The sequence below is a fragment of the Dellaglioa sp. CoH-56-MRSF-13 genome, assembly GCF_056782095.1.
The window spans coordinates 1-26118 of record NZ_JBXAYC010000004.1; the positions used below are offsets into that span (position 1 = coordinate 1).

Consider the following 26118-nt stretch of genomic DNA (forward strand, 5'->3'; position numbering starts at 1 on the left):
GGACATACAAAAATCCCTCCATGATTATCGGATGAAATTATATTATTTCATCTGACAACCATAAAGGGATTATTACAAAGCTTTAAAAACTCAGTGGCGCCTTTTTCACAAACAAGAAACAGAACTAGAAAGTTCAAAATCTGTTTATTTTTTTAGTACGAAAGAATATATGACGCAACAGAATGTTGTTGATTTAGGATTAGAACAAAGTTCTAACTTCAAAAAAGTCTATGAAACATATCAAGATATTTTATTAGCTATCAATAAAGCCGACACTTCTAATTTAACTCAGTTATTAGAAGACTATCAACCTAATAACAGTGAAATGGATACTGTAATAACCACTTTTAAAAAGAATCAGCATTATATTAAAAATAGTTTATCTTCACCATATTCAAATGGCCCTATAGAGGGACTTAACCGAAAAATTAAAACACTTAAACGTAGCTGTTACGGTTTCAGAAACTGGCATCATCTATTTGAAAGAATTTTATTAATTCATAACTAAAAAAAGGAAATCCTTTTGGATTTCCCTTAATTAAATTAGACGTTTATCGTCTCACCAACACTATTTGACGCAGACCCAAAAATAAGAAGCCCTACAAACCATAGTTTGTAGGGCTTCTTAAGTATTTTACATATTTTTAATTAATTGTCTTGCAATATACGTTGCATAATACTTTGAACCATCGGGATCTGGATGAACATTATCATCATAAAACCACTCTGTATGATCCTTACTATATGAATACCAATCAATTATATGCAAATTTGAATATTTTTTCTTTTGTGTCTCCAACATGCTATTAACGGTACCTTCCCAACGCCTTGTTGGGACATGTACATTAATCCAGTAAACTTGTTTCCCCGAACCAACTGCACTCATAATATCGTCAAACTGATCGGTTGTAAATGGACTATTTGTCCCTAAACCAATAACAACGTTATCTTGAAGTTTACCTTGCTTAGCCAACAACCTAATATCATCAGCAGCTGTATATACCTGACGACCGACTTTTGCATCAACATACATATGTGGGAAATCATCTTGTAATATGTTTTCTCCATCTGCCAATACAGAATCACCAATTGCCGTTGCATATACGCTTGAGGCTTTTTTTGTCTCAGCCTTTGTTAATGATGTTGGGCTTTGTTTTTCAGCAACTACTTTTGAAGAACTAGTTTTAGAAGCACTTTTGCTACTTGATTGTTTTTTCTTAGAACTAGACGAGCTCGGTTTTTTTAATGCGTCAGCATTCTTTTTATCAGCTACTTTAGCATTCTCACTAATAGTATTCTGTAAAGCATTCACTCCAGTAATTGAAAGACTTGGTCCGTTAATTATTCCAAACAACGCTATACCAATTATTAATGCACCCACAATAATAGAAAATTTTTGACGAGTTTTTTTAATATCCTTTGTAAAGGTTTCTTTAATAAATGTAAATGTTTGTTTATAATTAAATCTTTGTAGAGGTCTTTCTAAGAATCGATATGACAAATCACTCACTAATAAAATGATAGATATTTCAATTAGCGCGTTTAGCCATGGATGATCACCTATACTCTGAATCTTTGACTCATAGAATACCATTATTGGAAATTGATATAGGTAAATGCCATAACTTCTCTTACCAACCCAAGTAAAAACAGGATTTGTCATAATTTTGTTCATATCCGCTCCAGGATGTGCAATTGTAGCTACAAAAATCATAACTAAAACTGAAAAGAAAAACATCCCTCCACGATAAACAAGCGAACTTTGATCTGACATAGTCAAAAACAAACTAATAATTGTTATGAGCGATACTATACCTAACGCATCTAAAACAAATCGGCCTTTTTTTGAAATTTCCTTTTTTAAAGAACTGCTTGGCCAAATAAATGAAAGTGCTGACCCCAATAAAATTGAAAACATTCTTGTATCCGTTCCATAATAGACACGACTTGGATCAGATCCTGCTTTATACAAGAAGGCCATCGCTAATGCGGAAATAAAAGCTAAGATAAAGATAAGATTAAAAATCCGTTCTTTTCGTTTTAAAAACACAATTAGCAACGCCACTATAATAGGCCAGAAAAAATAGTACTGACCTTCAATTGATAGCGACCAAAGATGCGTAAATGGTGATGGCGTCCCGAAATGATCAAAATATGATTCTTTGTGCAAAACTTGAAACCAATTATAAACATATAACAAATTTGATGCGAAAATTTCTTGAATATTTTTCAATAACTCTCTTTGAAATAGTGTTATATAGGCAATAGTTGCAATCAACATCGTCAATAACGCTGGATAAAGTCGTCGAACCCGTCGAATATAAAAGCCTAGAACATCAATTTTTTTATTTTGTTCCCATTCCTGATTAAGTAAATCAGTAATCAAGTAACCCGATACAACAAAAAATATCGGTACACCTAAGTATCCACCTTGTAGACTAGATGGCACGAGGTGATAAAGGATAACCCCAATAACAGCCAATGTCCTCACGCCATCAAAGCCAGTAATATATCTGGCTTTTTTTAATCTTTTTTTCTTATCCATCTTGTTCCGTTCTCCTCTTATCTTATATAAATTACCCTTTTATTTGCTGATAGCGTAACCGTAAATTATTAATATTCCGAATTATTCAACGAACTCAAATGAGAATTTATCAATTCTCACTATATCCCCACTTTTAGCACCACGTTCACGTAAAGCATCATCGACACCCATACCACGAAGTTGACGTGCAAAACGCATCAAACTTTCGTCTCGGTCCATATTTGTCATTTGGTATAGACGTTCTAATTTTTCTCCAGAAAGAACCCAAGTTAAATCTTCATCCCTATTAATAACAAAATCAGGTGCAGATTTTTCTTGTTCTTTTTCGAAATCATAGATTTTTTGTTGTGCTTCTTGTTCTTTCAAGTTTAGTGCTGGGAACATTGGTGTTTCTTCCAATAAATCACCAGCTACATTCATTAAGGTTTGTAGTCCCTCACGAGTAATAGAAGAAGTAGAAAATACACGAGGTGTTTCTTCCACTGTAGAATCTTCTGCCAATTGTTTTTTAAATGCTTCTAACTGTTCTGCAGCCCCTGGCATATCCATCTTACTTGCCACAATTAATTGCGGACGTTCAAGTAATTCAGGGTCATAATTTTTTAATTCTTTATTAATCTTAAGATAGTCGTCAAACGGATCACGACCTTCTTCAGGATTCATATCAACTAAATGAAGAATAACACGTGTCCGCTCAATATGACGTAAAAATTGAATTCCTAATCCAACGCCAACTGAAGCCCCTTCAATCAATCCGGGTAAATCAGCAATAACAAAATCACGGTTATCATCTAAACGAACCATCCCTAAATTAGGTGATAACGTTGTAAAATGATAATCTGCAATTTTAGGTTTGGCACTTGTCACAACTGAAAGAAGCGTTGACTTACCGACAGATGGAAATCCAACTAACCCAACATCAGCTAAAACTTTTAATTCAAGTTGAATTTTACGTTCTACTCCAGGTTCACCATTTTCAGAAATTTCTGGAGCTGGATTTTTAGGACTAGCAAATCTAATATTGCCACGACCACCTCGACCACCCTTGGCAACAACAGCATAATCTCCTTTATGAACGAGATCAGCGATTACTGCTCCTGTTTCAGCATCTTTAATTGTTGTTCCTTCTGGTACTTGAACTCTTTTATCAGGTGCACCATGTCCGTGCATCCCTTTAATCATTCCTTTTTCACCAGATTCAGCTCTAAAATGTTTACTGTATCTAAAATCCATTAAAGTTCTTAATCCTTCATCTACTTCAAATACAATACTACCACCACGGCCACCATCACCACCGGCTGGTCCACCATTAGGTACATATTTTTCTCGACGGAACGCTACCATCCCGTCGCCACCTTTACCTGCTTTTATTTCAATTGTAACTTGATCTATAAACATACGATCACCTATTCTTTCCGTTGACTACTAACTTACTATTTTAAAGAAGAAAAAGTCATTTGTCTATGTATTTACTTAACTCTTTTAAAAATTCAAGCCAATTTCTCATATTTCAAATTTTTTTGGTATTTTTGAATGTTTTTGGTTGATTTTGAATGTTTTTGGTGGTATTTTATTTATAAGGAGTTGAGAAAGTGCTTACAATTGAAAGGTGCCAATATATTATTTCTGAAATTGACAAACATGGTTATATTAAGTTACAAGATATTTGTCATAAATTAAATGTCTCAGAATCAACTGTTCGACGCGATTTACAGCAGCTTGAAACTGATGGTGAATTAGTAAGAGTTCATGGTGGTGCACAAAGCATCCAATCATTAAAAGTTGAAGCAAATTTAGAAGAAAAATTTTCATTAAATACGCCAAATAAAATAGCAGTTGCTAAAGCTGCTGCAAATTTAATCAAACCTAATAATGTGATTTTTCTTGATGCTGGTAGTACAACTTTCGCAATGATTCCCTATCTTAAGTTAGTTAACAATCTAACTGTTGTTACAAACGGTGTTAATCATGCACTTTCTCTTTCTGAAAATGATATTAGAACAATCGTCATCGGTGGTCAAGTTAAAGCTAATACAAAGGCTATTGTGGGAGCTGATAGTATTAAATCAATCAAGAACCTTCAATTTGATTTAGTCTTTCTCGGTATTAATTCAATTAACAATAAATTTGGATTTAGCACACCAGATCCTGAAGAAGCCGCAGTTAAACTGGCCGCAATTCATCAAAGTCGACAAACTTATGTTTTAGCCGACAAATCAAAATTTAACCAAGTTTCATTCATTAAAGTTGCAGATCTTAATCAGGCTACAATTATCACTGATAAATTGCCGGTAACTGATTCTGAAAATTATAAAACACAAACAAAAATTTTGGAGGTACAACAATGATTTACACAGTAACTTTAAATCCTTCTATTGATTACATCGTTCAACTAGATAAGTTAACGCTTGGCGAAGTTAATCGGATGGATTATGATACAAAATTACCAGGTGGTAAAGGTATAAACGTTTCCCGAATTTTAAATGAATTGAATCAACCTAATAAAGCACTTGGTTTTATTGGTGGATTCACAGGTGAATTTATTAAGTCAGCTATGATAGCTAATCACCTAGATACTCAATTTACAAAAATAAAAGCTGATTCTAGAATTAATATTAAAATAAAAGCTGACCAAGAAACCGAAATAAATGGTAAGGGTCCTCTAATATCAGATGATGAACTTAAACTATTCAATGAGCAATTTGAAACATTGACGTCTGATGATACTGTCATTTTAGCTGGTAGTTTAGTTCCTAACCTATCTCAAGATTTTTATTATGAATTAATTAAAGTAATTCGTTCTAAAGGCGCACAATTTGTTATTGATACAACTGGTGAAGCACTATTGAAAACAATTAGTGAAAAACCTCTCGTCGTGAAACCAAATCACCATGAATTAGCCGAATTATTCAATGTTACTTTAAACGGTATCAACGATATTGTGAAATATGGTCAAAAATTATTAGAATTAGGTGCACAACATGTTTTAATTTCAATGGCTGGCGATGGCGGCCTATTGATTACTAAAGATGCTGTTTACCAAAGTAATGCGCCTAAAGGGACTGTTATTAATTCAGTTGGTGCTGGCGATTCAATGATTGCTGGTTTTACAGGTACCTTTGCAAAAACTAATGATCCTATTGAAAGTTTTAAATATGGACTAGCTTGTGGCTCCGCAACTGCATTTTCTGAAGATATTGCAACTATTGAAAAAATTAACGAAATTTTACCACAAATTGATATTAAGAAAATCTAACTATTATAAAAGGAGTTTTACACTATGGACTTAAATGAATTATTACTTAAAGATGTCATGATTATGGATCTTCAAGCAACAACAAAAGCCGAAGCAATTGATGAAATGGTACATAAATACTTTGAGGCTGGCGTGATTGATGATGAGGAACTTTACAAACAAGACATTCTAAAACGTGAAGCACAATCAACTACTGGTATCGGTGAAGGTATTGCCATGCCACATGCAAAAAATAAAGCTGTTAAACGTGCTACTGTCCTATTTGCTAAAAGTAAAGCAGGACTTGACTATGATTCACTTGATGGTCAACCTACATTTTTATTTTTCATGATTGCTGCTCCTGAAGGTGCAAACGATGCCCATTTACAAGCATTAGCTGCTTTATCAAGTCTATTAATTAATCCCGATTTAGTTGATAAATTAAAAACAGTCACAACTCCAGATGAGGTTCAAGCTGCCTTCACTGCCGCTGAAAATGAAAAAGAAGCAAAAGAAGCTGCTGCACAACTTGCTGCTAAAAACACTGATGTTAAACCATCAGGTAATCCATACGTGGTCGCTGTAACAGCCTGCCCTACTGGTATCGCTCATACTTATATGGCTGAAGCTGCCCTCATCAAACAAGCTGAAGAGATGGGCGTTGACATTAAAGTTGAAACAAATGGCTCAGAAGGTATTAAGCATCGTTTAACTGACGAAGAAATTAAACGTGCGTCTGGTGTCATTGTCGCCGCTGATAAAAAAGTTGCTATGGATCGTTTCGATGGCAAACCTTTAATTAACCGTCCTGTTACCGATGGTATTAAAAAAGCCGAAGAATTGATTACTGCCGCAGTAAACGGAAAAGCACCTATTTATCATGCTAAAGGAACCGACGCTGCTGAAAATGATGAAGAAACCTCTGGTAGTGTTTGGAATGAAATTTATAAGAACTTAATGAACGGTGTATCACACATGTTACCATTTGTTGTTGGTGGCGGTATCTTAATGGCACTCTCATTCATCGTTGAACAATACGTTCCCGGTGGCTCAAGTTCACAAACTTTTATCTTCTTAAATGGAATTGGTAATTATGCATTTGCTTTCTTAGTACCTATCTTAGCCGGTTTTATTGCTATGAGTATTGGTGATCGTCCTGCCCTTATGCCTGGTATTGTTGGTGGTTACATGGCTAACTTTGCTGCCGCAAATGTTATTAAAACTGAATCTGTTTCTGGTTTCTTAGGTGGTTTAGCAGCTGGTTTTATTGCCGGTTATGTTATTGTCGGTCTTAAAAAACTCTTTAAAAACTTACCAAAATCACTAGATGGGATGAAACCTATCCTAATCTACCCTATTTTATCCTTATTAATTGTCGGCGCGATTATGTTCTTTATGGTTAATCCTATCTTCGCACAAATTAATCATGTCTTGTCAGATTTCTTAACTCATATGGGAACAGCCAATGCCGTCTTAATCGGTACAATTCTTGCTGCTATGATGGCTATCGATATGGGTGGTCCATTTAACAAAGCAGCTTATACATTCTCAATTGGTGTCTTCACTTCTACTGGTGATGGTAAAATGATGGCTGCTGTTATGGTTGGTGGTATGATTCCTCCACTTGCAATAGCTATTGCATCAACATTCTGGAAAAATAAATTTTCTGAAGATGAAAGAAAAGCCGGTTTGTCAAACTACATTCTTGGTATTTCATTTATTACTGAAGGTGCTATTCCTTACGCAGCAGCAGATCCATTACACGTCATTACATCAAGTGTAATTGGTGCTGCAATCGGTGGTGGTTTAAGTCAATTCTGGAACGTCTCTGTTCCTGCACCTCATGGTGGTCTTTGGGTAATTGCCTTAGCTACAAATAAAACGTTCTACTTACTTTCTGTTTTAATTGGTGCTGCAGTTGCAGGGATTATCCTCGGTATCTGGCGTCCAGTTGCAAAAGAAAATAAGAAATAATTCGTTTAACTTTGAAGAGCTATCAGGATAATACCTGATAGCTCTTCTTTATTTTAAAATAAAAAGGAGTCCTTAATGACATAAATCTCTGTCATTAAGGACTCCTTTTGTAAATTTATAATGATAATTTTATTGTTTGTGCGACTGTCTTTGAAATACCTAATCCTTGTAACTCTTCCATTGAAGCGTCTTTAATATGTTTCATCGACCCAAATTCTTTTAACAATTTCGTTTTGGTTTTTGGCCCAACACCCTGGATAGAATCTAAACGAGAACTAAGTGAGTTCTTTGAATGAACTTGACGATGAAAGGTAATGGCAAATCGATGGACTTCATCTTGAATCCTTTGTAAAAGGTAAAACCCTTCACTCTTTGGATCCAATGATAGTCTTTGATCAGCATCACCAAACATTAAATCAGATGTTTTATGCTTGTTATTTTTAACCATCCCCGCTACTGGAATCATTAAATCTAATTCATTACTTAAAACGTCTTTTGCAGCTTCTATTTGTATTTCAGCACCATCCATTAAAATTAAATCTGGCATAGGCTTACCTTCCTTCAAAAGACGTGTATAACGTCGGCGAACAACTTCACGTGTACTTGCTGCTTCATCCGCATGATCAACTGTATTCAACTTATATTTGCGATATTCGCTCTTCTCAGGTTTACCATCAATAAAACTAACCATGGCTGATACCAGATCAGTCCCTTGTATATGTGAGTGATCAAAAGATTCTATTCGATGACCTTCTGGAATCCCCATAGCGTCTGTAATTTCTTTCATGGCACCAGTTGTTTTGCGCCCATCTAATTCTAGTAATCTGAATTTTTCTTCAAGAACTAAGCGAGCATTTTTTTTAGCTAATTTTAAAAGTTCACTTTTTTGCCCACGTTGTGGTGTCCGAATTGGTACTTGTAAGATATCAGATAAGATATCTGTATCAATTCCTGCTGGAACTAATATTTCTTTTGGTAACACATTATTTTTTCGATTATAAAACTGAAGGATAAAAGTTGCCATTTCTTCTTCAGCCGTTGTTACAATTGGAAAAAGTCTTTTTTCTCGCTTCATTAATCGTGCTTGCCTAATAAAGAAAACTTGAATTGACAACCAACCTTTATCCAGATAGAAATTAAACAAATCTCTAGGTGTATTATCATTTGAAATGATTTTTTGTTTTTCAACAGTAACTTCAATAAAATGAATTTGATCACGTAATTCAGCGGCACGTTCAAATAACATTTCATCCGCTGCCTTACTCATTTCTTTTTTTAGTTTTTGTTTTGCTACAATCACATTACCATTTAAAAATGATTTGATTTTTTTTATTTGAGCCTCATATTTTTCATGCGGAACTTCTTTAAAACAAGAGCCTAAACATTGCCCCATATGATAATACAAACATGGTCGCTTCTGAAATCCATTGCATCTTCTTAAAGGATAAACTTTTTGTAAAAACTGCAATGTTTCCTGAGCTGCATAAACATTTGGATAAGGACCAAAATAAAATCCACCGTCCTTATTAACCTGACTAACGATTTGCATCATTGGGTCTTTTTCATTTGTAATTTTAATATATGGATATCCAGTACCTTTCTTTAATTTTATATTATAATACGGCTGATGTTTTTGAATTAAAGTAATTTCCAACAGAAATGCTTCTTTATCAGTGGATGTAATAATTGTTTCAAAATCAACAATTTGAGAAACCAATTTAGCTGTTTTTCCATCATGCGCACTTTTGAAGTAAGAACGCACCCGATTTTTTAAATTTTTTGCTTTCCCAACATAAATAATCTGACTATTTAAATTTTTCATGATATAGCATCCTGGTAATGCTGGTAATAATGCTAATTTATTTTCGATATGCTCTGAAGCCAATCGAGGCACCTTCTTTACGTTAATATATGCTTTAATTATACCCCGAACAAGCGTTTGAATAAAGAAAATAGATTCCAAATAGACGGGAGTCTATCTGAAATCTATTTTTTTACAATATCTTTGATAAAAAATCTTGCGCACGTTCTGACGTCGGATGATCAAAAACATCTTCTGGACGTCCTTTTTCTTGAATATATCCTTGATCCATGAACCAAATTTGATCTGCTACTTCTCTAGCAAAACCCATTTCATGTGTCACAACTACCATCGTCATTCCGTCACTAGCCAACGTTTTCATAACTTTAAGTACTTCTCCGACCATTTCAGGATCTAATGCTGAAGTTGGCTCATCGAATAAGAGTACTTCTGGATCCATGGCTAATGCTCTGGCAATCGCAACTCGTTGCTTTTGACCACCAGATAAACTATCTGGATATTGTAGTGCCTTATCTGCTAATCCAACTTTTTCTAATAAATTGGTAGCTATATCAGCTGACTCTTTATCTGATATATTTTTAACTTTCATGGGAGCCAATTTTATATTCTCAATTACATTCATATTTGGAAACAAATTAAAACCTTGAAAAACCATCCCCATTTTTTCTCTCAATTGATTTAAGTCTTTTTCATTTAAACTTGTTAAATTTTCACCTTCGAATAAAATATCCCCTGATGTAGGAACTTCAAGTAGATTCAGACAACGTAAAAAGGTACTTTTACCAGATCCTGATGGTCCAATCACACAGATAACCTGTCCTTTATCAACTGATTCAGAAATATCTTTTAAAACATCATTTTTTCCAAAGGATTTTCTTAATTTATTAACTTCAATAATTTTAGACATGCTTCATCTTCCCTTCAAAGTAATTTAATAATTTAGATAAGCTAAATGTTAAAACAAAGTAAATTAACATTGCAACAAAGATAGGCGCAATACCTTTATAAGTAGCTGATTGAACCATTTTCATCTGATAAATTAAATCAGTCACACCAATAATAGAAACAATTGAACTTTCTTTTATTAATGTTATAAATTCATTTCCCAGAGCTGGCCAAATATTTTTTAGTGCTTGTGGAATAATAACAGACTGATACGTCTCTTTCTGTGAAAGCCCCAAACTTCTTGCTGCTTCCATTTGTCCATCATCAACAGAAGAGATTCCCGATCGTATTACTTCAGCTATATATGCGCCTGAATTAAGCGATACAGCAATAATACCTGCAATTAGCGCTGGAATATTTACTAACATTCCAATACCGAAGTACACAAACATCACTTGAATCATTAGAGGCGTTCCACGAACAAATTCAATGTAGGATACTGCAATTACTTTAATCACTTTATTTTTGCCCAAACGCATGAGTGCTAGCAACGTTCCTAATATAACACCAACAATAACTGAAACCGCCGTTATTAATAAAGTATAACCAATTCCTTTGGCAAAATATTTCCAATAGTGAATCATTGTGTTATCCGATGTATTTTTTGTTAAATAATTACTAGCCTCAGGTAAATATGTCGTATTTATTAAATTTTTCTTTTTAATTTCTTTAATAGACTTATTTACAGCTGCCACCAAAGTATCGGAATTCTTTGCAAATCCGGCTGCAGCTCCCCTTGCATCAGGCGCTGAGATAAATCCAGGATTAACAACTGCTAATGAACTATCATTTTGTGCGTATGCTTTAGCAGTTGGTTCTTCCATGGCAACACCCGCTACCTTACCACTTTTAAGCGCTAAAATTAAATCGGTTACTTTAGCCAACCCTTTAATATTCACATTTTTTATTTGTTCTTTACTCATTGTATATTGAAGCGATCCAGTTTGAGCCCCAACTGATAGCCCAGAAAAATCATTTAAAGTCTTATATTTATCTTCATCAGTCTTATTAACCAACATCATTTGTTTTCCATTGTAATAAACATCTGAAAAATCAATACTTTTTTTACGATCATCCGACGGATTCATACCTGAAATAACCATATCAATTTTATTAGTTTCTAAGCCAACAAGTAATGAGTCAAAATCCATTTTCTTAATTACTAACTTAACTCCAATGTCTTTAGCAATTTTTTGTGCAATTGAAATATCAAATCCAACGATTTTATCATCGCCATTAACTGTTGTTTGAAATTCATAGGGTGGATAATCTGGACTTGTTCCAAGTACTAACGTTCCCTTATCCTTAACATTCTGTAAAGAGTTACCAGTTGCAGCACTTACTTGATTACTACCAACTAACATCATGAAAAATGCGATTAATATACCTATAAACCATTTTTTATTTATTTGCATCAATTTACTCCTCTTTTTTAATTTCTCTTATTAGTGAATAAATCGATTATATGCTACAAAGATTTTTTATGCAATTAAATACATATAATAAATGACTTTATACATATAAAAGTTATTTAAAGCGCTTTTTATGCATTAATCAGTTGTCTTGTATTCATTTTAATAAACTGTTATTCTATATTTACATAAGGAGGCTACAATTATGAGCTTAAAAATCCAACGCCAAGATAACTTGGAAAGTTTATTTGATAAATTTGCACTTGACCCTAAAGATCCTGCTAAAGTTGAACTTAAGTCTTCAGAAACGGAAGAGAAGCCTAGTTCTGATGTTAAAGAATCGAAACCTAAAAAATAAAAAAATTCAGATAAGTTATAAACTTATCTGAATTTTTTTATTTTTTAAATCCATCTGGGTAACGTTTATTTAATTTTAAAATATTATCTCTTGCAACATCATCAAATTCAATATCGGCCCATTCAGCAATTTGGGATAAATACCAAAGTACATCTCCCATTTCTTTAGTTAATTTCACTTTATCTAATTCTCGACCTTTAAAAGTATAATCTTTAATTAAATCAACTAATTGTCCACCTTCAGCCGCAACACCTAATGCACAATTTGTTAAAACTTGTTCAGTTCCATATAATGTGCGATTTGCTGCTTCTTGATATTCATTAAATTCCATTTTTTTCTCCTAGTTCTGTATGACTTTCAATCCATTGCCAAATCTCTTCTTTTCCAGATTTGTCTTGAGCCGAAAATAAAACAAAATCATCTTCAGGTGTCAAAGACAATGAACGTCTTATGATACTCTCATGTTGATTCCACTTACCACGAGAAATTTTGTCGCTCTTTGTCGCAACAACCAATACAGGAATATCGTAATAGTGAAGAAAATCAACCATTTGAACATCTAATTTTGTTGGCTCATGTCGAGCATCAACTAATGAAATGACCCCTCTTAAAGAAGTACGTTCTGCTAAATAGGTTTCAATCATTTGTCCCCACTTTGCACGTTCTGTTTTTGACACTTTTGCATATCCATATCCTGGAACATCTACGAAAAATAATTTTTGTTCCACGTTATAAAAGTTCAATGTTTGCGTTTTTCCAGGCTGACTAGAAGTTCTCGCATAACTTTTACGATTTATTAACGTATTTATTAATGATGATTTTCCAACATTAGAACGTCCTGACAGTGCAATCTCAGGAATACCATCTGTTGGATACTGTGCTGGTGCAACGGCACTCATAACAAGTTCAACATTATGAACATCCATATTAAACACCTTCCTTTCAATACTCAAACCATTTTACCATATAAAAATGTGTTAATGTAACTTAATCTGAATCAAAAAGCTTTACAACATGAATTAAATAATTCGATGTTGTAAAGCTTTTATTTTGTTGCTGCCGTTTGGATAATCCAAATTATTTGTACTTCCGAATATGTTACCACATGCGTTGTCAAAATCTGAATTAAAGTATTGGGCCAATAAAATAAATATTCCCCACTACTATCTTTAGCATTTGCTGTTATATTAGTTGAATCTCCAGAAATTAGATCACCATAAGTTCTTGGCATATTCTTTAATCCAGACTGTAACTTTGGCCGAAATAAGTCAACATGTACAATATCGTTTGACTTATATTGTAGCCTACCTTTCAATTGCCATGATGGTGTCAATCCATCAGTTGCGATTATTTGCAAATAAGGTGATTCTCTATTATTACTATCAGAATAAATTGCAAATTCTGAATTATTTTTCTTAACATATTTGTTAACCGTATTAGGTAACGTACTGTACCCATACGTTATGTCTGCAGACACACTTTTAAGTGTCACGAGCATACTGAAAAATAAAATAAATAATAATATTAAATACTTACTTATCAGCTTTTTTCTTATCAACATATCTTTTAATAAGGAAAAAGATTAGTATCACTAGGATTGCGAGACCAAGACCTAAAGCAACATACCATAGCGGATTTGTTGCTTTTTGTGGATCTCCAATAGCATCTTTGTTGTACTTACTTGCATCATCATTTGTAATTGTGAAGTTTTTATTGAATTTCCAAGTGTTTTTACCACTTGTTGCTACAGCCTTTAATGTGTAGTCTCCAGCTTCTAATTGACCCTTGTCATAAAGCATTGGGAATTTGAAATTTGAATTAGGAGCCATTGATAGGTTCTTTAATGTTGTATTTTCTAAAACATCTGTTGAACCCTTTTTCATAATTTCAGATTTAATTGTTAATTTAGGAATAATTACGGCTTTATCGTTTTGGAATACAGGGAATACACCTTTACGATAGTTTCTCATACCAGCTTTAACTGATAATAAATTCATATTTGGTTCAACCGTCTTCTTCTCTAAAATTTTAATTCCAATTGCATATGAATATGCATTTGAAATTGAAATCCCTTTTTTATTACTTGTTTCTTTAGTTGAATTATCAACTTTTTCAAAATACCAGCTACCTAACAAAACACCGTTGAAACTATCTTTTGGCATAGTAATTGTAGCCTTAACGATTTTACTTCCTTTAGCAGGAACTGTTACGACACTACCTGAATCTAACTTAGTAAGTGAAGCTAAAGGATATTTCATTGATTTATCAATATTCTTTTTTGCTAATTCTTTTGCATATTCAAGCTGACCATTATCATTTGTAGATGCTGTATAAACAGCATTACGAATTTTTAATGCTTTGTCTGATGAATTAAAGATTTTAACTGAAATCGTTTCTTTTTCCTTAGCATCCAATTTCAAATCAAAGTATGATTGTTTCAAACTAGCTTTAACTTGTTTATCAGATTGAATACTTTGAACACTGTACCCAATATTATTTGCAGGAGCCTTAGCTTCAACAGACTTATTGAATAACCCAAGTCCACCCAACAATACCCCAGAAAATCCGAACAAAATCGCTTTTTTTATTGTTTTATTCATGACGTCCACCCTTTATTATTTATTAAAATTATTAACCTTAAATTCATTATACTACATTTATATTCATTACTATGTCTTTTTTTTAGAGTGTACTCACTATATTTGACAGTCTTTAAATGACTATACTCTAACAAGACTTTAAGATGCTGCTTTCTTGCTCCCTTTAATTATTACAGGACCATCAGTTTGATCAACTGTTGCTTTAGTGATAATTACGCGCTCGATGTCTTCTTGGCTTGGAATATCAAACATAACATCACGCATTGTTTCTTCAATAATAGATCGCAAACCTCGTGCCCCAGTATCTCGCTTAATAGCAAGTTCGGCAACTCGTGACAATGCCTCAGGTTCGAATTCAAGCGTCACACCATCTAATTCAACAAGTTTTGTATATTGTTTAACCAATGCATTTTTAGGTTCCGTTAAAATTCGAACTAAATCTTCTTCTTTTAATTCTTCTAAAGCTGTCATAATTGGTAAACGACCAACAAATTCAGGAATTAATCCAAATTTTAATAAATCTTCTGGAATAATTTGTTGCATAACACTATTTTGTTCATCAATAGTTTCAGAATTGGATTCAGCACCGAAACCAATCGTTTTATCGCCTAATCGATTTTTGACCATTGTTTCAATTCCAGCAAATGCCCCACCAACAATAAATAAAATATTCTTAGTATCTATTTGAATTAATTCTTGTTGTGGGTGTTTACGTCCACCTTGAGGCGGAACACTTGCAATAGTACCTTCAAGAATCTTTAAAAGTGCCTGTTGAACACCCTCACCTGATACATCACGTGTGATTGAAACATTCTCACTCTTCTTAGCAATTTTATCGATTTCATCAATGTAGATAATTCCTTTTTCAGCTTTTGCAACATCATAATCTGCACTTTGCAATAATTTTAAAAGGATATTTTCAACATCTTCACCAACATATCCAGCCTCAGTTAAAGTAGTGGCATCTGCAATAGCAAATGGTACGTTTAAAATTTTAGCTAAACTTTGTGCTAAATATGTCTTACCTGATCCCGTAGGACCAACTAAACAAATATTACTTTTTTGTAATTCTGTTTCGTCATTATCTTCGTCAACTTCAAGCATATGATTAACTCGTTTATAATGATTATAAACCGCAACTGACAACGTTTTTTTAGATTGATCTTGCCCAATTACATAATCATTCAATTTATTCATAATTGCTTGTGGTTTTAATACAAGTAATGGTTCAGAATCCATTTGTTCCCTGAATTCCTCGTCGATAATTTCCTTACATAAATCAACACATTCATTACAAATATAAACACCAGGTCCAGCAACGATTTTCATTACTTGATCTTGTGACTTACCGCAAAAAGAACAATTTACGGGTCCGCCTTCTTCAGTATTTTCGAACATTTTACCACCTCGTATTTTTCTTCTCATCTTTTACTTTATGCATACCTATAGTACCAAATAAAGCAATATTTCGCGAATATTTACGTTCAAATGTATTTAACAAAAAAGATTGAAGCTAATAAACTCGCTTCAATCTCATTCATTCAAAATGATTAATCAAAATATCCGATTAATTATTTATTTTTTCATTTTTGCTTCTTCAACTGCTGAGTCAGCTAACTCGTCAACAACTTTCTTGATAGCAATATCATGTTTTACCATATCGTCTGAAAGAGCAGAACGAACTGCTTCTTCTTCCATACCATATTGTTCTGCTAAGTTTGATATTTCAGATGAAACTTCTTCTTCAGAAGGTTCAATTTTTTCAGCGGCAACGATAGCTTCTAACACAAGATTTGTTTTAACACGACGTTCTGCGCCTTCTTCAAATTGTTTGTGTAAATCGTCTTCACTTGTTCCTGTTAATTGGAAGTACATCTTTGTGTCAATTCCTTGTTGTTGCATATTTGCAAGGTATTGATCCATTTGGCGATGAACATCTTCTTCAATCATTGAATTAGGAATTTCATCAACTTTAGCATTATCAACTGCTAATTCAATTGCTGCATCTTGAATTGCTTCCTTAGCTGCAGCTTCTTTTGTTTCTTTAATTTGATCTTTTGTTTTTGCTTGTAATTCTTCAAGCGTATTAACTTCTTCATCAACATCTTTAGCAAATTCATCATCCATTTCTGGAAGTTCTTTGCCTTTGACTTCATGAACTTTAACAGCAAATACTGCTTCTTTACCACGTAAGTCTTCAGCTTGGTAATCTTCAGGGAATGTAACTTTTACGTCAACATCCTCTCCAGCTTTATGTCCTACCAATTGGTCTTCAAATCCAGGAATAAATGAATTTGAACCTAATTCAAGAGTATAATTTTCTGATTTTCCACCATCAAATGCAACGCCATCAACTTTACCTTCAAAATCAATGATAACAGTGTCGCCAGAAATAGCTGCTTCGTCTTCTTTAAGTACAAGTTCAGCTTGTTGTTGACGTTTTGCTTCTAAACTATCTTCTACGTCTTTTTTAGTTACTCGACGTGATTGTTTAGGAACAGTTAATCCTTTATAGTCACCTAATTCAACTTCTGGTTGAAGTGTAACTTTAGCTTTAAGGACCCATGTAGAATCTTTTTCTAAACTATCAATGTTAATATCAGGTTGATCAACGGGTGATACTTTAACTTCTTCAAGTGCCTTTTCGTATGCTTCTGGCAATAGAATGTTTAAAGCATCTTCGTATAATGATTCTTCACCATACATTCTGTTAAATACTTGACGTGAAACTTTTCCTTTACGGAATCCAGGAACAGTTAAATCTTTCTTAACTTTTAAGAAAGCTTTTTCCAATCCTTCTTTAATTTTATCAGTTTCAATTTCGAATGTTATTTCTCCATTGTTTTTACCTGTTTTTTCAAATTTTGCTGACATTGTTTTCCCTCCGGTAGAACAAAAATTTTATATTCGTACTATTTATATACTTGTCTATTTTACCGTATCATTACTAGATTGTAAATGGTTATAAAAAAAAATTCGAAAAGCAAAAGCTTTCCGAATTTCTTTTTTTAATTAATTAAAAATTAATCATCAATTTCTGAAACGACTCCGGCACCAACAGTACGGCCACCTTCACGAACAGTAAATTTAAGACCTTTTTCAATAGCAACTGGGGCGATTAATGATACTGTAAATGTAACGTTATCACCAGGCATAACCATTTCTACACCTTCTGGTAATTCAATAACACCAGTAACATCAGTTGTATGGAAGAAGAATTGAGGACGGTAGTTTGAGAAGAATGGAGTATGACGTCCACCTTCTTCCTTAGAAAGGATATAAACTTCGCCTTTGAATAATTTGTGAGTTTTGATTGAACCAGGTTGTGCAAGAACTTGTCCACGTTCGATTTGTTCGCGATCAACACCACGGAGTAAAGCACCAACGTTATCGCCGGCTTCACCTTCGTCAAGTGTTTTACGGAACATTTCGATACCTGTAACTGTTGTTTTAAGAACATCTTCATGTAAACCAACAATTTCAATATCGTCTCCGACTTTAACTGTACCACGATCGATACGACCTGAAGCAACAGTTCCACGACCAGTAATTGTAAATACATCTTCAACTGGCATTAAGAATGGTTGGTCTGTAGGACGAACTGGTGTTGGGATGTATGAATCAACAGTATCCATTAATAATTCAACTTGTTTTACAGCTTCTGGATCGCCTTCAAGGGCTTTAAGAGCTGAACCACGGATAACAGGAATATCATCGCCTGGGAAATCATATTCGCTTAATAATTCACGAACTTCCATTTCTACAAGGTCTAATAATTCTTCATCATCAACCAAATCAGTTTTGTTTAAGAACACGATAAGGTAATCAACACCAACTTGGCGAGCAAGTAAGATATGTTCACGTGTTTGAGGCATAGGGCCATCAGTTGCGGCTACAACTAAGATAGCACCATCCATTTGTGCAGCACCAGTGATCATGTTTTTAACGTAATCAGCATGTCCTGGAGCATCGATATGTGCGTAATGACGTGCAGCTGTTTCGTATTCAACATGGGCAGTATTGATAGTAATACCACGTTCACGTTCTTCAGGTGCAGCATCGATTGAAGCGAAATCTGCTGCTTCACCGAAACCGTTGTCTGATAATACTTTACTAATTGCAGCTGTTAAAGTTGTCTTCCCATGATCGACATGTCCAATAGTACCAATATTAACATGGGGTTTTGTTCGTTCGTAATGTTCTTTTGCCATGAATAAGAGCCTCCTAGTGTTTTTGTAAGAATAAAACAGTTTTAGAAAATCTAACCCTGATGATTCTTTGTTTTTATTATACTACTTCTTTATTTAATAACAAAATACATTATCATCAAATAAAGAAGAATCCTTAAAATATTATATAGACTGTTTAGAGTTTTGTAAATACCTATTTAAAGAATACTGAAACTTTTTATCTCGTCTTAAAATAACCTGGTTAAATCTACGCTCATACAACTAAATCTAAGTGAAATTTTGGATTCTTTATTAGAATATCATAGATTACTGTAAACGGCTAGCTTTACCTAATCATTAATTCATAATTTCAGTTAATTCTTTCGAAAGTAATGCATTTAATTCAACCATATACGTTAAATTTTCAGTCCTTTTAAAAGTGGATTCCATACCTAACTCACTTTTTACTAATTCAATCCATTCTTTCTCAATACCCAAAAAATCACTTGCAAAAGGATAAATCATCCCCAATTTTAAATTTAACATATGATTTAAAGAATTATTCATTTGTACATCAATAGTTCCCTCATCATTTTTTGTTAATTGATTAATTGTCAGTAATACAGGTTCATTTTCATTTGCAACTAATTTTTTTACGTCAATTTTTTTCTGAGTTCCATCAACCCATAAATAGTTTATTATTTCAATATTATTAGGTATCTTTTGTACCTCTTGCAATAGACTTGATTTTATAATTGGATGTACGTCTTTATCCATAAATATTTTTTGACAAGCATCTAAGAATTCATTTTTAGGTAGTACCAGTCCACTTTGAACAATTTGTTGCTGTCCAAAAAAGTCCACTGAACCTAAGTGTGCAAATTGACGTTCATTTTGTCTAAGTTGTTTATCGAATTTTTCACGGCATTCATTTTCAGCATCCAAAACTAGTGATGTGGCAAAAGGTTGCTCTTTAACCAATTGCCAAGCTCGAATAAATTTATTGTTTTTTAACAGTATATTTAAATAAACTGCAAATTGATCCCCACGTTTTAAGTAATCGCTATAAAATTCGTCAGCGATAATTAACGCTTCTTGAAATTGAGCATCCAAAACTAGAGAATTAACCAATAATTTATTATTTTTAAAACTACGATGACCATCATAATTTTTTGTGAATAATTGTGATGCTAGTTGATAATTTTTGTCACTTACAGCCTTTTTTGCTAACTGATAATTTTGTTTCTCTTGGTCGGGAAACGGAATAATTTCTGCCATAATATCCTCTATTTATTCTAAAAAAAGGGATAACAACATTTGTGTTATCCCTTTTTGATTATTTTTCGTTATTTTTTGTTTCCGCCGGTTTAACTTCTTTAGACTTTGTTGATTTTCTATGATACTGATTAATTTCCATAATAACAGGTAAAATAACTGGACGTCGTTTTGTTTGTTCATATAGGAAATGACTCATTTTTTCACGAACATCTTGTTTTAAATGTCCCCAATCAAATTCTTTATTGTTCAAATTATCTTGTACTGTTTCTGACACAATTTCAGCACTCTTTTCAATTAAATCAAGGCTCGTTTTTGTATAAACAAATCCTCTTGATGTAATTTTAGGCTTGTTTATGATTTTTTTCTTTTTACGATCAATTGTGACGACTGCAATAAAAATACCATCTTCAGAAAGTATTTTACGATCTCTCAGTACAATATTTCCAATATCACCAACACCAATACCATCAATCATGGTATTTCCTGCTTCAACTTGCGATCCTAAATTCATTTTTCCTTCAGAATAACTTAAAACATCACCCTTACCAGTAATAAAGATATGATCATATGGCATTCCTAATGTATGTGCTAAATCAGCATGTGCCGCAAGTAATCGATATTCACCTTGAATTGGAACCAGGTATTTTGGTTTCATTAAATTGATCATTAGTTGTAAATCATTTTGACCAGCATGACCTGAAGAATTTAATTCATCAGAAATTGCTTTCACATCAGCTCCTGCTCGGTAAATGAGATCTCTTGTCTTTGCCACATTAGTTTCCATAGCTTTTGACGTTGTTGTCGTAATGAAAACAAGATCTCCTTCATGAATATTAACAGTTGAATGTTGATTTAAAGCCATTCGCTGTAATGATTTTAAAGGTTCACCCATTTTACCTGTTTCCAATATAATTAGTTGATCATCGTCATATTTGCTAATATCACTCATTGGAACAATTAAATTTTCATCAGGAAGAACTAATTTCTTCAAATCCATAGCTGTTTTAACGATTTTTTCAACATCGTGTCCTGTTAATATAACCTTTCGATGACTTTCCTTTGCAGCATTTAGTATCTGTTGTACTCGTAATATATTTGATGCCACACAGGCAACAATAATACGACCTTTTTGATATTCAAATGTTTCATTAATGTATTCGTCAATTGCACTTTCATTGACTGTTGGGAATGGGTTCTCAGCATTAGCTGAATCACTTAATAACGCTAAAACACCATTCTTACCAATCTCAGCTAAACGTCCAAAATCTGTTTGGTAAACTGGTGCCGCAGCTTGATCGAACTTAAAATCACCTGTATAAACAATCTGCCCTTCATCAGTACCTAAAACGATTCCTAATGATTCAGGAATTGAATGGGTCGTTTTAAAGAATGAAATTGTCGTTTTACCAAAATCAATCTCAGTCTGATCATTAACAACGTGAAAATCAGAAAATTTACTTGCCTTAGGATCATTTTCAATATTAATTTTTGCTAATGCAATTGTTAATTCTGATCCAAAAACAGGCACATCAAATTCACTCACAAAGTATGGTAATGCACCAATTGCATCTGCATGCCCATGTGTTAAGAAAACACCTACAATTCGTTCTTTATTTTCTCTCAAATAACTAAAATCAGGAATTACAATATCAATCCCTAATAAGCCATTTTCTGGATACATTAATCCAGAATCAAAAATAAATAGATCATCATCCACTTCAACGACATACATATTTTTACCATTTTCTCGAACGCCACCAAGTGGAATTATTTTAACTTTACTCATTACTTCACCTCTTACATATTTTATATTTTTAGTATTTTCACTAGTTGATTTATTTCATTGTCAGTTAATGCCTCTATTGGTAAACGACACCCACCTACTAAGATACCCTTGTAATTTAAAGCTGCTTTAGCTGGTCCAGGAGATGGAAGAGAAAAAAGTGCAGCCATTTTTGGCGTCAACTCTCTTTGAATATCTCCTGCAAGCTTAATATTTCCATCTTGTACAGCTTGATACATTTTAGTCATTTCAATACCAAATATATGGCTTGCAACAGAAATAACACCACTTGCTCCTAAGATTTTTGCAGTCAAACTATCCGTATCTTCACCAGTATACACCAAGAAATCATCTGGCGTTTGTTCAACAATACGACTTAAATTTTCACTACCTGTACAATCTTTAATACCAATAATATGATTATTATTAGATAACTTAACAATTGTTTCAACAGTCATAGTTACGCCTGTACGACCCGGAATATTATAAATGAAAATAGGCAATTTCGAAGCATTTGCAACTGCTTCAAAATGAGCAATCATACCTTTTTGATTAGGCTTATTATAGTATGGCACAACAACTAAAGCTGCGTCCACACCAGTAATAGCGGCTACCTCATTGGTAAAATCAATTGTCTCCATAGTATTATTTGATCCTGTACCAGCCATAATTGGAACTCTACCATTAACTATTGCCACTGTTTTTTTAATCAAATTTAATTTTTCAGAATGATTCAACGTAGGCGATTCGCCCGTAGTACCATTAACCAGGATACCTTTTGAACCTGTTAAAATTAAATGTTCAATTAATTTAATTAAGCGATCTTCATCCACTTGATTCTGATCATTAAATGGTGTGACCATAGCTGTCATTATATCTACATTTTCAAACATTCGCTTAATTCACTCCTTTCTTTTTACTTTGGAACTCTTAATAAATCTAATTCATGCAATTTTTCAGCAATTTGAACTGAATTCCATGCAGCACCTTTTAACAAATTATCCGAAACGACCCATAATTGGAAGGCATTATCCTGTTCTAAATCAGCTCTAACACGACCAACAAATGTATCTTTCTTACCAGTGGCATTAATTGCTTGTGGATATATCTGTTGTTCCGGATTATCTTGTAAAACCACACCGGGTGCATCTGCAAGAATATTTTGAATTTGTTTAACAGAAGCATCATGACTTTCAACTTCAAACCAAACAGATTCCGAATGGCTAACAACAACTGGTACACGTACACATGTTGCAGTAACTTGAATATCTTGATTAGACATTATTTTCTTCGTTTCATGAATCATTTTCCATTCTTCATGTGTATAACCTGTGTCTTCAAAAACATCAATTTGTGGTAGTGGATTAAATGCAATTGGATAATGCTTTTTATCACCAGAAGCTGGTAAAATCTTTGCTTCCATCTCTTCGCCATCAAGATAAGCTTGTGTTTCATCTTTTAATTCTTGAATAGCTAAGTTTCCAGCACCACTAACAGCTTGCATTGTTGTAACAACAACCTTCTTTAAACCGTAATTTTTACGAATTGGTTCTAGTGCAACTACCATTTGGATAGTTGAACAATTTGGGTTAGCAATTAGTCCTTTGTGTTCATAAAGTGCCTGTTCATTAACTTCAGGAACTACTAGTGGGACATCAGGATCCATTCTAAACGCACTAGTGTTGTCTACAACAACTGCACCACGTTTAATTGCTTCAGGTGCAAACTTTTTAGATACACTACCGCCAGCAGAAAATAGAGCCAAATCAACATTCTCAAAAGAATCAGATGTTGTTTCTTCTACGATAACATCCTGACCTTTAAATTTTAATACTTGTCCTGCAGAACGTTTAGATGCCAAATATTTAATACTATTGATGGGTAAACTTGTTTCTTCTAGCATTTGAATCATTCGTGTTCCAACAGCGCCTGTAGCACCGACAACCGCAACTCTATATCCGTCCATTGAAAAAAACCTTCTTTTTCTTTATTTGAATCTCAATTATACCATAAAATTTATGAACGTTTTACATTTAACTCACTTATAGTAGACATATCTTAAATTTTAAAAATAAAAAAAGCAAAACTCTTATTAAGAGTTTTGCTTTTAGTTTTAACGACGAAGACCTAAGCGTTGGATCAATTCACGGTAACGTTGAATATCTTTGTTACGTAAATATGCTAAAAGGTTACGACGATGTCCGATTTTCTTCATCAAACCACGTTGTGAAGCGAAATCTTTTTTATGAACGCCGATATGTGCATTCAATTCAACGATATCTGCAGTAAGTACAGCGATTTGTACTTCAGCAGAACCTGTATCGCCTTCTTGACGAGCATATTCGTTCATAATTTCTGTTTTCTTTTCATTTGTAATTGCCATTAGTGTTTCCCACCTTTCTGAATCTAAATGCCTAAAACCGAGTAAGTCGTCGGTGAGACGTCAACAAACTAAGTTAAAGGTTACTTGGAACAAATCTAACCTTACTAAAATTTAGAGTATATTGCAAGTTTTTTATAACTTCTCTTATCTAATTATTACTATCAAGTAAAAATCCTTTACAAGTTTTCATTGCATTAACTAATTTGGTTAGGTATAATAATGGTTGTTGAAATATTTGTTGAGAACCAATAAGGTGATCATGATAAGTGGAGGTGACTTAAATGCCAATTATTCAATCTGCAATTAAACGTGTAAAAACGAATGAAAAAGCAAACGTTAAAAATGCTGCTCAATTAAGCACAATGCGTACTGCTGTAAAGAAGTTTGAACAAGCTAAGACTGCTGGTGCCGATAATGTAGATGCTTTATACAAAGCTGCTATTACTGCAATCGACAAAGCACATTCTAAAGGTTTGATCAAAGAAAACAAAGCTGCTCGTGATAAGTCTCGTATGGCTGCTCGTTACGCTAAATAAGTTTTCAGAAAAATACCCAGTAGATTAATAATCTACTGGGTATTTTTTATTTTATACATCTATACGATTAATTTGAAGCATAAATAATGAGAATAATCCTTCTTGATCTTGTTGTGTCGTCTTCATTGCTTTTTCTAAATCAATTAACGCTAAATAAATTTTCCTCAAATCACTTCTATTAAATTTCTTTATCTTTTGAAGTGCCAACTTAATTCGATAAGGATGCACTTTTAAAACACTAGCTAAATCTCCTTGTGAGTAACCTTTATCTTGCAAAATTTTCACTTGTAATAATAATCTAAATTGTCCCAATAATATTGCATTTATCTTAATTGGCTCTTCATTTTGTAAAATTAAATCATGATACAACGTTACTGATTTTTCAATATTATTTGAAATAACAACATCTACTAAATCAAATATATTTTGTTCTAAAGTTTTAGAAACTAAATTTTCAACAGATGATAATGTAATTCGGTGGGTTTCAAAATTATACAAAAATAACTTTGGCAATTCATTCATGATTGTTGATAATTCTGTATTGGTTCTTTCTAGAAATAATTCCAAAGCGTTTTCATCTATTTCAAATGATTTGTTAGCCATCTCTTGGGCTATAAACTGTCGCGTTGCACGCTCATTTAACGGTTGATTATCAATAACTAGACTAAATTTTTTAAGCATCTTACTAATCTTTTTACGACCATCTAATTCTTTATAAGGCGCAAATATAACTACAATACTTGTTGGTTCCGGATGAGCTAAATAAGATAAAAGACCATCAATATCGTGTTCAATTTTTCTTTTTTTAGTGTCTGACGTTAGAAAAAAAGGATTTTGAATAAAAATTAAGCGCTTATCACCAAAAAAAGGAACAGACATCGCATCATCTAATGCTTTAGCCAACGGAACCTCCTCCATATCATATTTACCTAAATTCATCGTTCTCTCTTCTTCAGGTATCAACTCAGTAAATGCTTTTTTTACATCTTCCATTAAATAAGTCTCATTACCTAAGACAAGATTTACTGGCTTCACATTTTCAAGAGATAACGTTGAAATTATTGCCTGTGAATTCATA

General features: G+C 33.3%; 23 protein-coding genes and 1 pseudogene. 6 read left to right on the forward strand and 18 right to left on the reverse strand.

The features are described from left to right. Positions 1–85: 85 nt before the first annotated feature. A pseudogene (locus tag AC1RP1_RS05170) lies at positions 86–508 on the forward strand (transposase); the annotation flags it as partial. Between the two features lie 126 nt (positions 509–634). Here the strand turns inward: AC1RP1_RS05170 and AC1RP1_RS05175 are convergent. Together AC1RP1_RS05175 and obgE are read right to left on the reverse strand one after the other, a co-directional pair. Then, positions 635–2545, reverse strand: coding sequence for an acyltransferase family protein (locus AC1RP1_RS05175; RefSeq protein WP_481761719.1), 1911 nt, complete (start codon positions 2543–2545; stop codon positions 635–637). An 81-nt stretch (positions 2546–2626) separates the two neighbouring features. Continuing rightward, on the reverse strand, positions 2627–3943 hold the full coding sequence (gene obgE / locus AC1RP1_RS05180) for a GTPase ObgE (protein WP_409022424.1): 1317 nt from the start codon (positions 3941–3943) through the stop codon (positions 2627–2629). A 194-nt stretch (positions 3944–4137) separates the two neighbouring features. Between obgE and AC1RP1_RS05185 the strand changes: the two genes are divergently transcribed. The 3 genes from AC1RP1_RS05185 to AC1RP1_RS05195 are packed head-to-tail and all read left to right on the forward strand — an operon-like array spanning position 4138 to position 7754. After that, positions 4138–4893, forward strand: a complete 756-nt coding sequence (locus AC1RP1_RS05185) for a DeoR/GlpR family DNA-binding transcription regulator (RefSeq protein WP_481761718.1) — start codon at positions 4138–4140, stop codon at positions 4891–4893. After that, positions 4890–5801: a 1-phosphofructokinase gene (gene pfkB, locus AC1RP1_RS05190; protein ID WP_481761717.1), complete on the forward strand. Its 912-nt coding sequence runs from the start codon at positions 4890–4892 to the stop codon at positions 5799–5801. The genes AC1RP1_RS05185 and pfkB overlap by 4 nt, the downstream gene beginning before the upstream one ends. Positions 5802–5825: 24 nt before the next feature. After that, a complete protein-coding gene (locus AC1RP1_RS05195) occupies positions 5826–7754 on the forward strand; it encodes a PTS fructose transporter subunit IIABC (RefSeq protein ID WP_409022421.1) in 1929 nt (642 codons plus the stop codon). A 115-nt stretch (positions 7755–7869) separates the two neighbouring features. On the opposite strand, the gene uvrC is transcribed toward AC1RP1_RS05195, so the two are convergent. The 3 genes from uvrC to AC1RP1_RS05210 all read right to left on the reverse strand — a co-directional run bounded on the left by uvrC (position 7870) and on the right by AC1RP1_RS05210 (position 11936). Next, entirely contained in the window at positions 7870–9639 is a 1770-nt protein-coding gene (uvrC, locus tag AC1RP1_RS05200) for an excinuclease ABC subunit UvrC (protein WP_481761716.1), read from the reverse strand. A gap of 109 nt (positions 9640–9748) precedes the next feature. Then, on the reverse strand, positions 9749–10483 hold the full coding sequence (locus tag AC1RP1_RS05205; RefSeq protein WP_409022419.1) for an amino acid ABC transporter ATP-binding protein: 735 nt from the start codon (positions 10481–10483) through the stop codon (positions 9749–9751). Further along, positions 10476–11936: an ABC transporter substrate-binding protein/permease gene (locus tag AC1RP1_RS05210; protein ID WP_481761715.1), complete on the reverse strand. Its 1461-nt coding sequence runs from the start codon at positions 11934–11936 to the stop codon at positions 10476–10478. Before AC1RP1_RS05210 ends, AC1RP1_RS05205 begins: the two co-directional genes overlap by 8 nt. Before the next feature lie 202 nt (positions 11937–12138). Between AC1RP1_RS05210 and AC1RP1_RS05215 the strand changes: the two genes are divergently transcribed. After that, on the forward strand, positions 12139–12291 hold the full coding sequence (locus AC1RP1_RS05215) for an SPJ_0845 family protein (RefSeq protein ID WP_409022417.1): 153 nt from the start codon (positions 12139–12141) through the stop codon (positions 12289–12291). 37 nt (positions 12292–12328) lie between these two features. Here the strand turns inward: AC1RP1_RS05215 and AC1RP1_RS05220 are convergent, their stop codons facing one another. The 12 genes from AC1RP1_RS05220 to rpsO form a co-directional block, all read right to left on the reverse strand. After that, on the reverse strand, positions 12329–12622 hold the full coding sequence (locus AC1RP1_RS05220) for a nucleoside triphosphate pyrophosphohydrolase family protein (protein ID WP_409022416.1): 294 nt from the start codon (positions 12620–12622) through the stop codon (positions 12329–12331). Next, positions 12612–13217 carry a ribosome biogenesis GTP-binding protein YihA/YsxC gene (gene yihA / locus AC1RP1_RS05225; protein WP_481761714.1) on the reverse strand — a complete coding sequence of 202 codons (606 nt, stop codon included), beginning with the start codon at positions 13215–13217 and terminating at the stop codon, positions 12612–12614. Before yihA ends, AC1RP1_RS05220 begins: the two co-directional genes overlap by 11 nt. 119 nt (positions 13218–13336) lie before the next feature. Next, positions 13337–13789, reverse strand: coding sequence for a hypothetical protein (locus AC1RP1_RS05230; protein WP_481761713.1), 453 nt, complete (start codon positions 13787–13789; stop codon positions 13337–13339). Positions 13790–13823: 34 nt separating this feature from the next. Continuing rightward, a complete protein-coding gene (locus AC1RP1_RS05235; protein ID WP_409022413.1) occupies positions 13824–14891 on the reverse strand; it encodes a WxLIP family cell surface protein in 1068 nt (355 codons plus the stop codon). 138 nt (positions 14892–15029) lie between these two features. Continuing rightward, entirely contained in the window at positions 15030–16289 is a 1260-nt protein-coding gene (gene clpX, locus AC1RP1_RS05240) for an ATP-dependent Clp protease ATP-binding subunit ClpX (RefSeq protein WP_409022412.1), read from the reverse strand. Positions 16290–16466: 177 nt separating this feature from the next. Continuing rightward, a complete protein-coding gene (tig, locus tag AC1RP1_RS05245) occupies positions 16467–17765 on the reverse strand; it encodes a trigger factor (protein WP_409022411.1) in 1299 nt (432 codons plus the stop codon). 149 nt (positions 17766–17914) lie between these two features. Further along, on the reverse strand, positions 17915–19102 hold the full coding sequence (tuf, locus tag AC1RP1_RS05250; protein ID WP_409022410.1) for an elongation factor Tu: 1188 nt from the start codon (positions 19100–19102) through the stop codon (positions 17915–17917). Between the two features lie 315 nt (positions 19103–19417). Next, entirely contained in the window at positions 19418–20338 is a 921-nt protein-coding gene (locus AC1RP1_RS05255) for a hypothetical protein (protein WP_481761712.1), read from the reverse strand. A gap of 58 nt (positions 20339–20396) precedes the next feature. Continuing rightward, positions 20397–22124, reverse strand: coding sequence for a ribonuclease J (locus AC1RP1_RS05260; RefSeq protein WP_409022408.1), 1728 nt, complete (start codon positions 22122–22124; stop codon positions 20397–20399). Between the two features lie 20 nt (positions 22125–22144). Then, positions 22145–23014: a 4-hydroxy-tetrahydrodipicolinate synthase gene (gene dapA, locus AC1RP1_RS05265; protein ID WP_481761711.1), complete on the reverse strand. Its 870-nt coding sequence runs from the start codon at positions 23012–23014 to the stop codon at positions 22145–22147. 23 nt (positions 23015–23037) lie between these two features. Then, complete coding sequence (locus AC1RP1_RS05270) at positions 23038–24087, reverse strand: aspartate-semialdehyde dehydrogenase (RefSeq protein WP_481761710.1); 1050 nt, start codon at positions 24085–24087, stop codon at positions 23038–23040. A 147-nt stretch (positions 24088–24234) separates the two neighbouring features. Next, positions 24235–24504, reverse strand: coding sequence for a 30S ribosomal protein S15 (gene rpsO, locus AC1RP1_RS05275; RefSeq protein ID WP_409022405.1), 270 nt, complete (start codon positions 24502–24504; stop codon positions 24235–24237). A gap of 281 nt (positions 24505–24785) precedes the next feature. On the opposite strand from rpsO, the gene rpsT reads away from it, so the two are divergent. Then, entirely contained in the window at positions 24786–25040 is a 255-nt protein-coding gene (rpsT, locus tag AC1RP1_RS05280; RefSeq protein WP_409022404.1) for a 30S ribosomal protein S20, read from the forward strand. Between the two features lie 51 nt (positions 25041–25091). Here the strand turns inward: rpsT and holA are convergent, their stop codons facing one another. Then, complete coding sequence (gene holA, locus AC1RP1_RS05285; protein WP_481761709.1) at positions 25092–26117, reverse strand: DNA polymerase III subunit delta; 1026 nt, start codon at positions 26115–26117, stop codon at positions 25092–25094. Between the last annotated feature and the right edge of the window lies 1 nt (position 26118).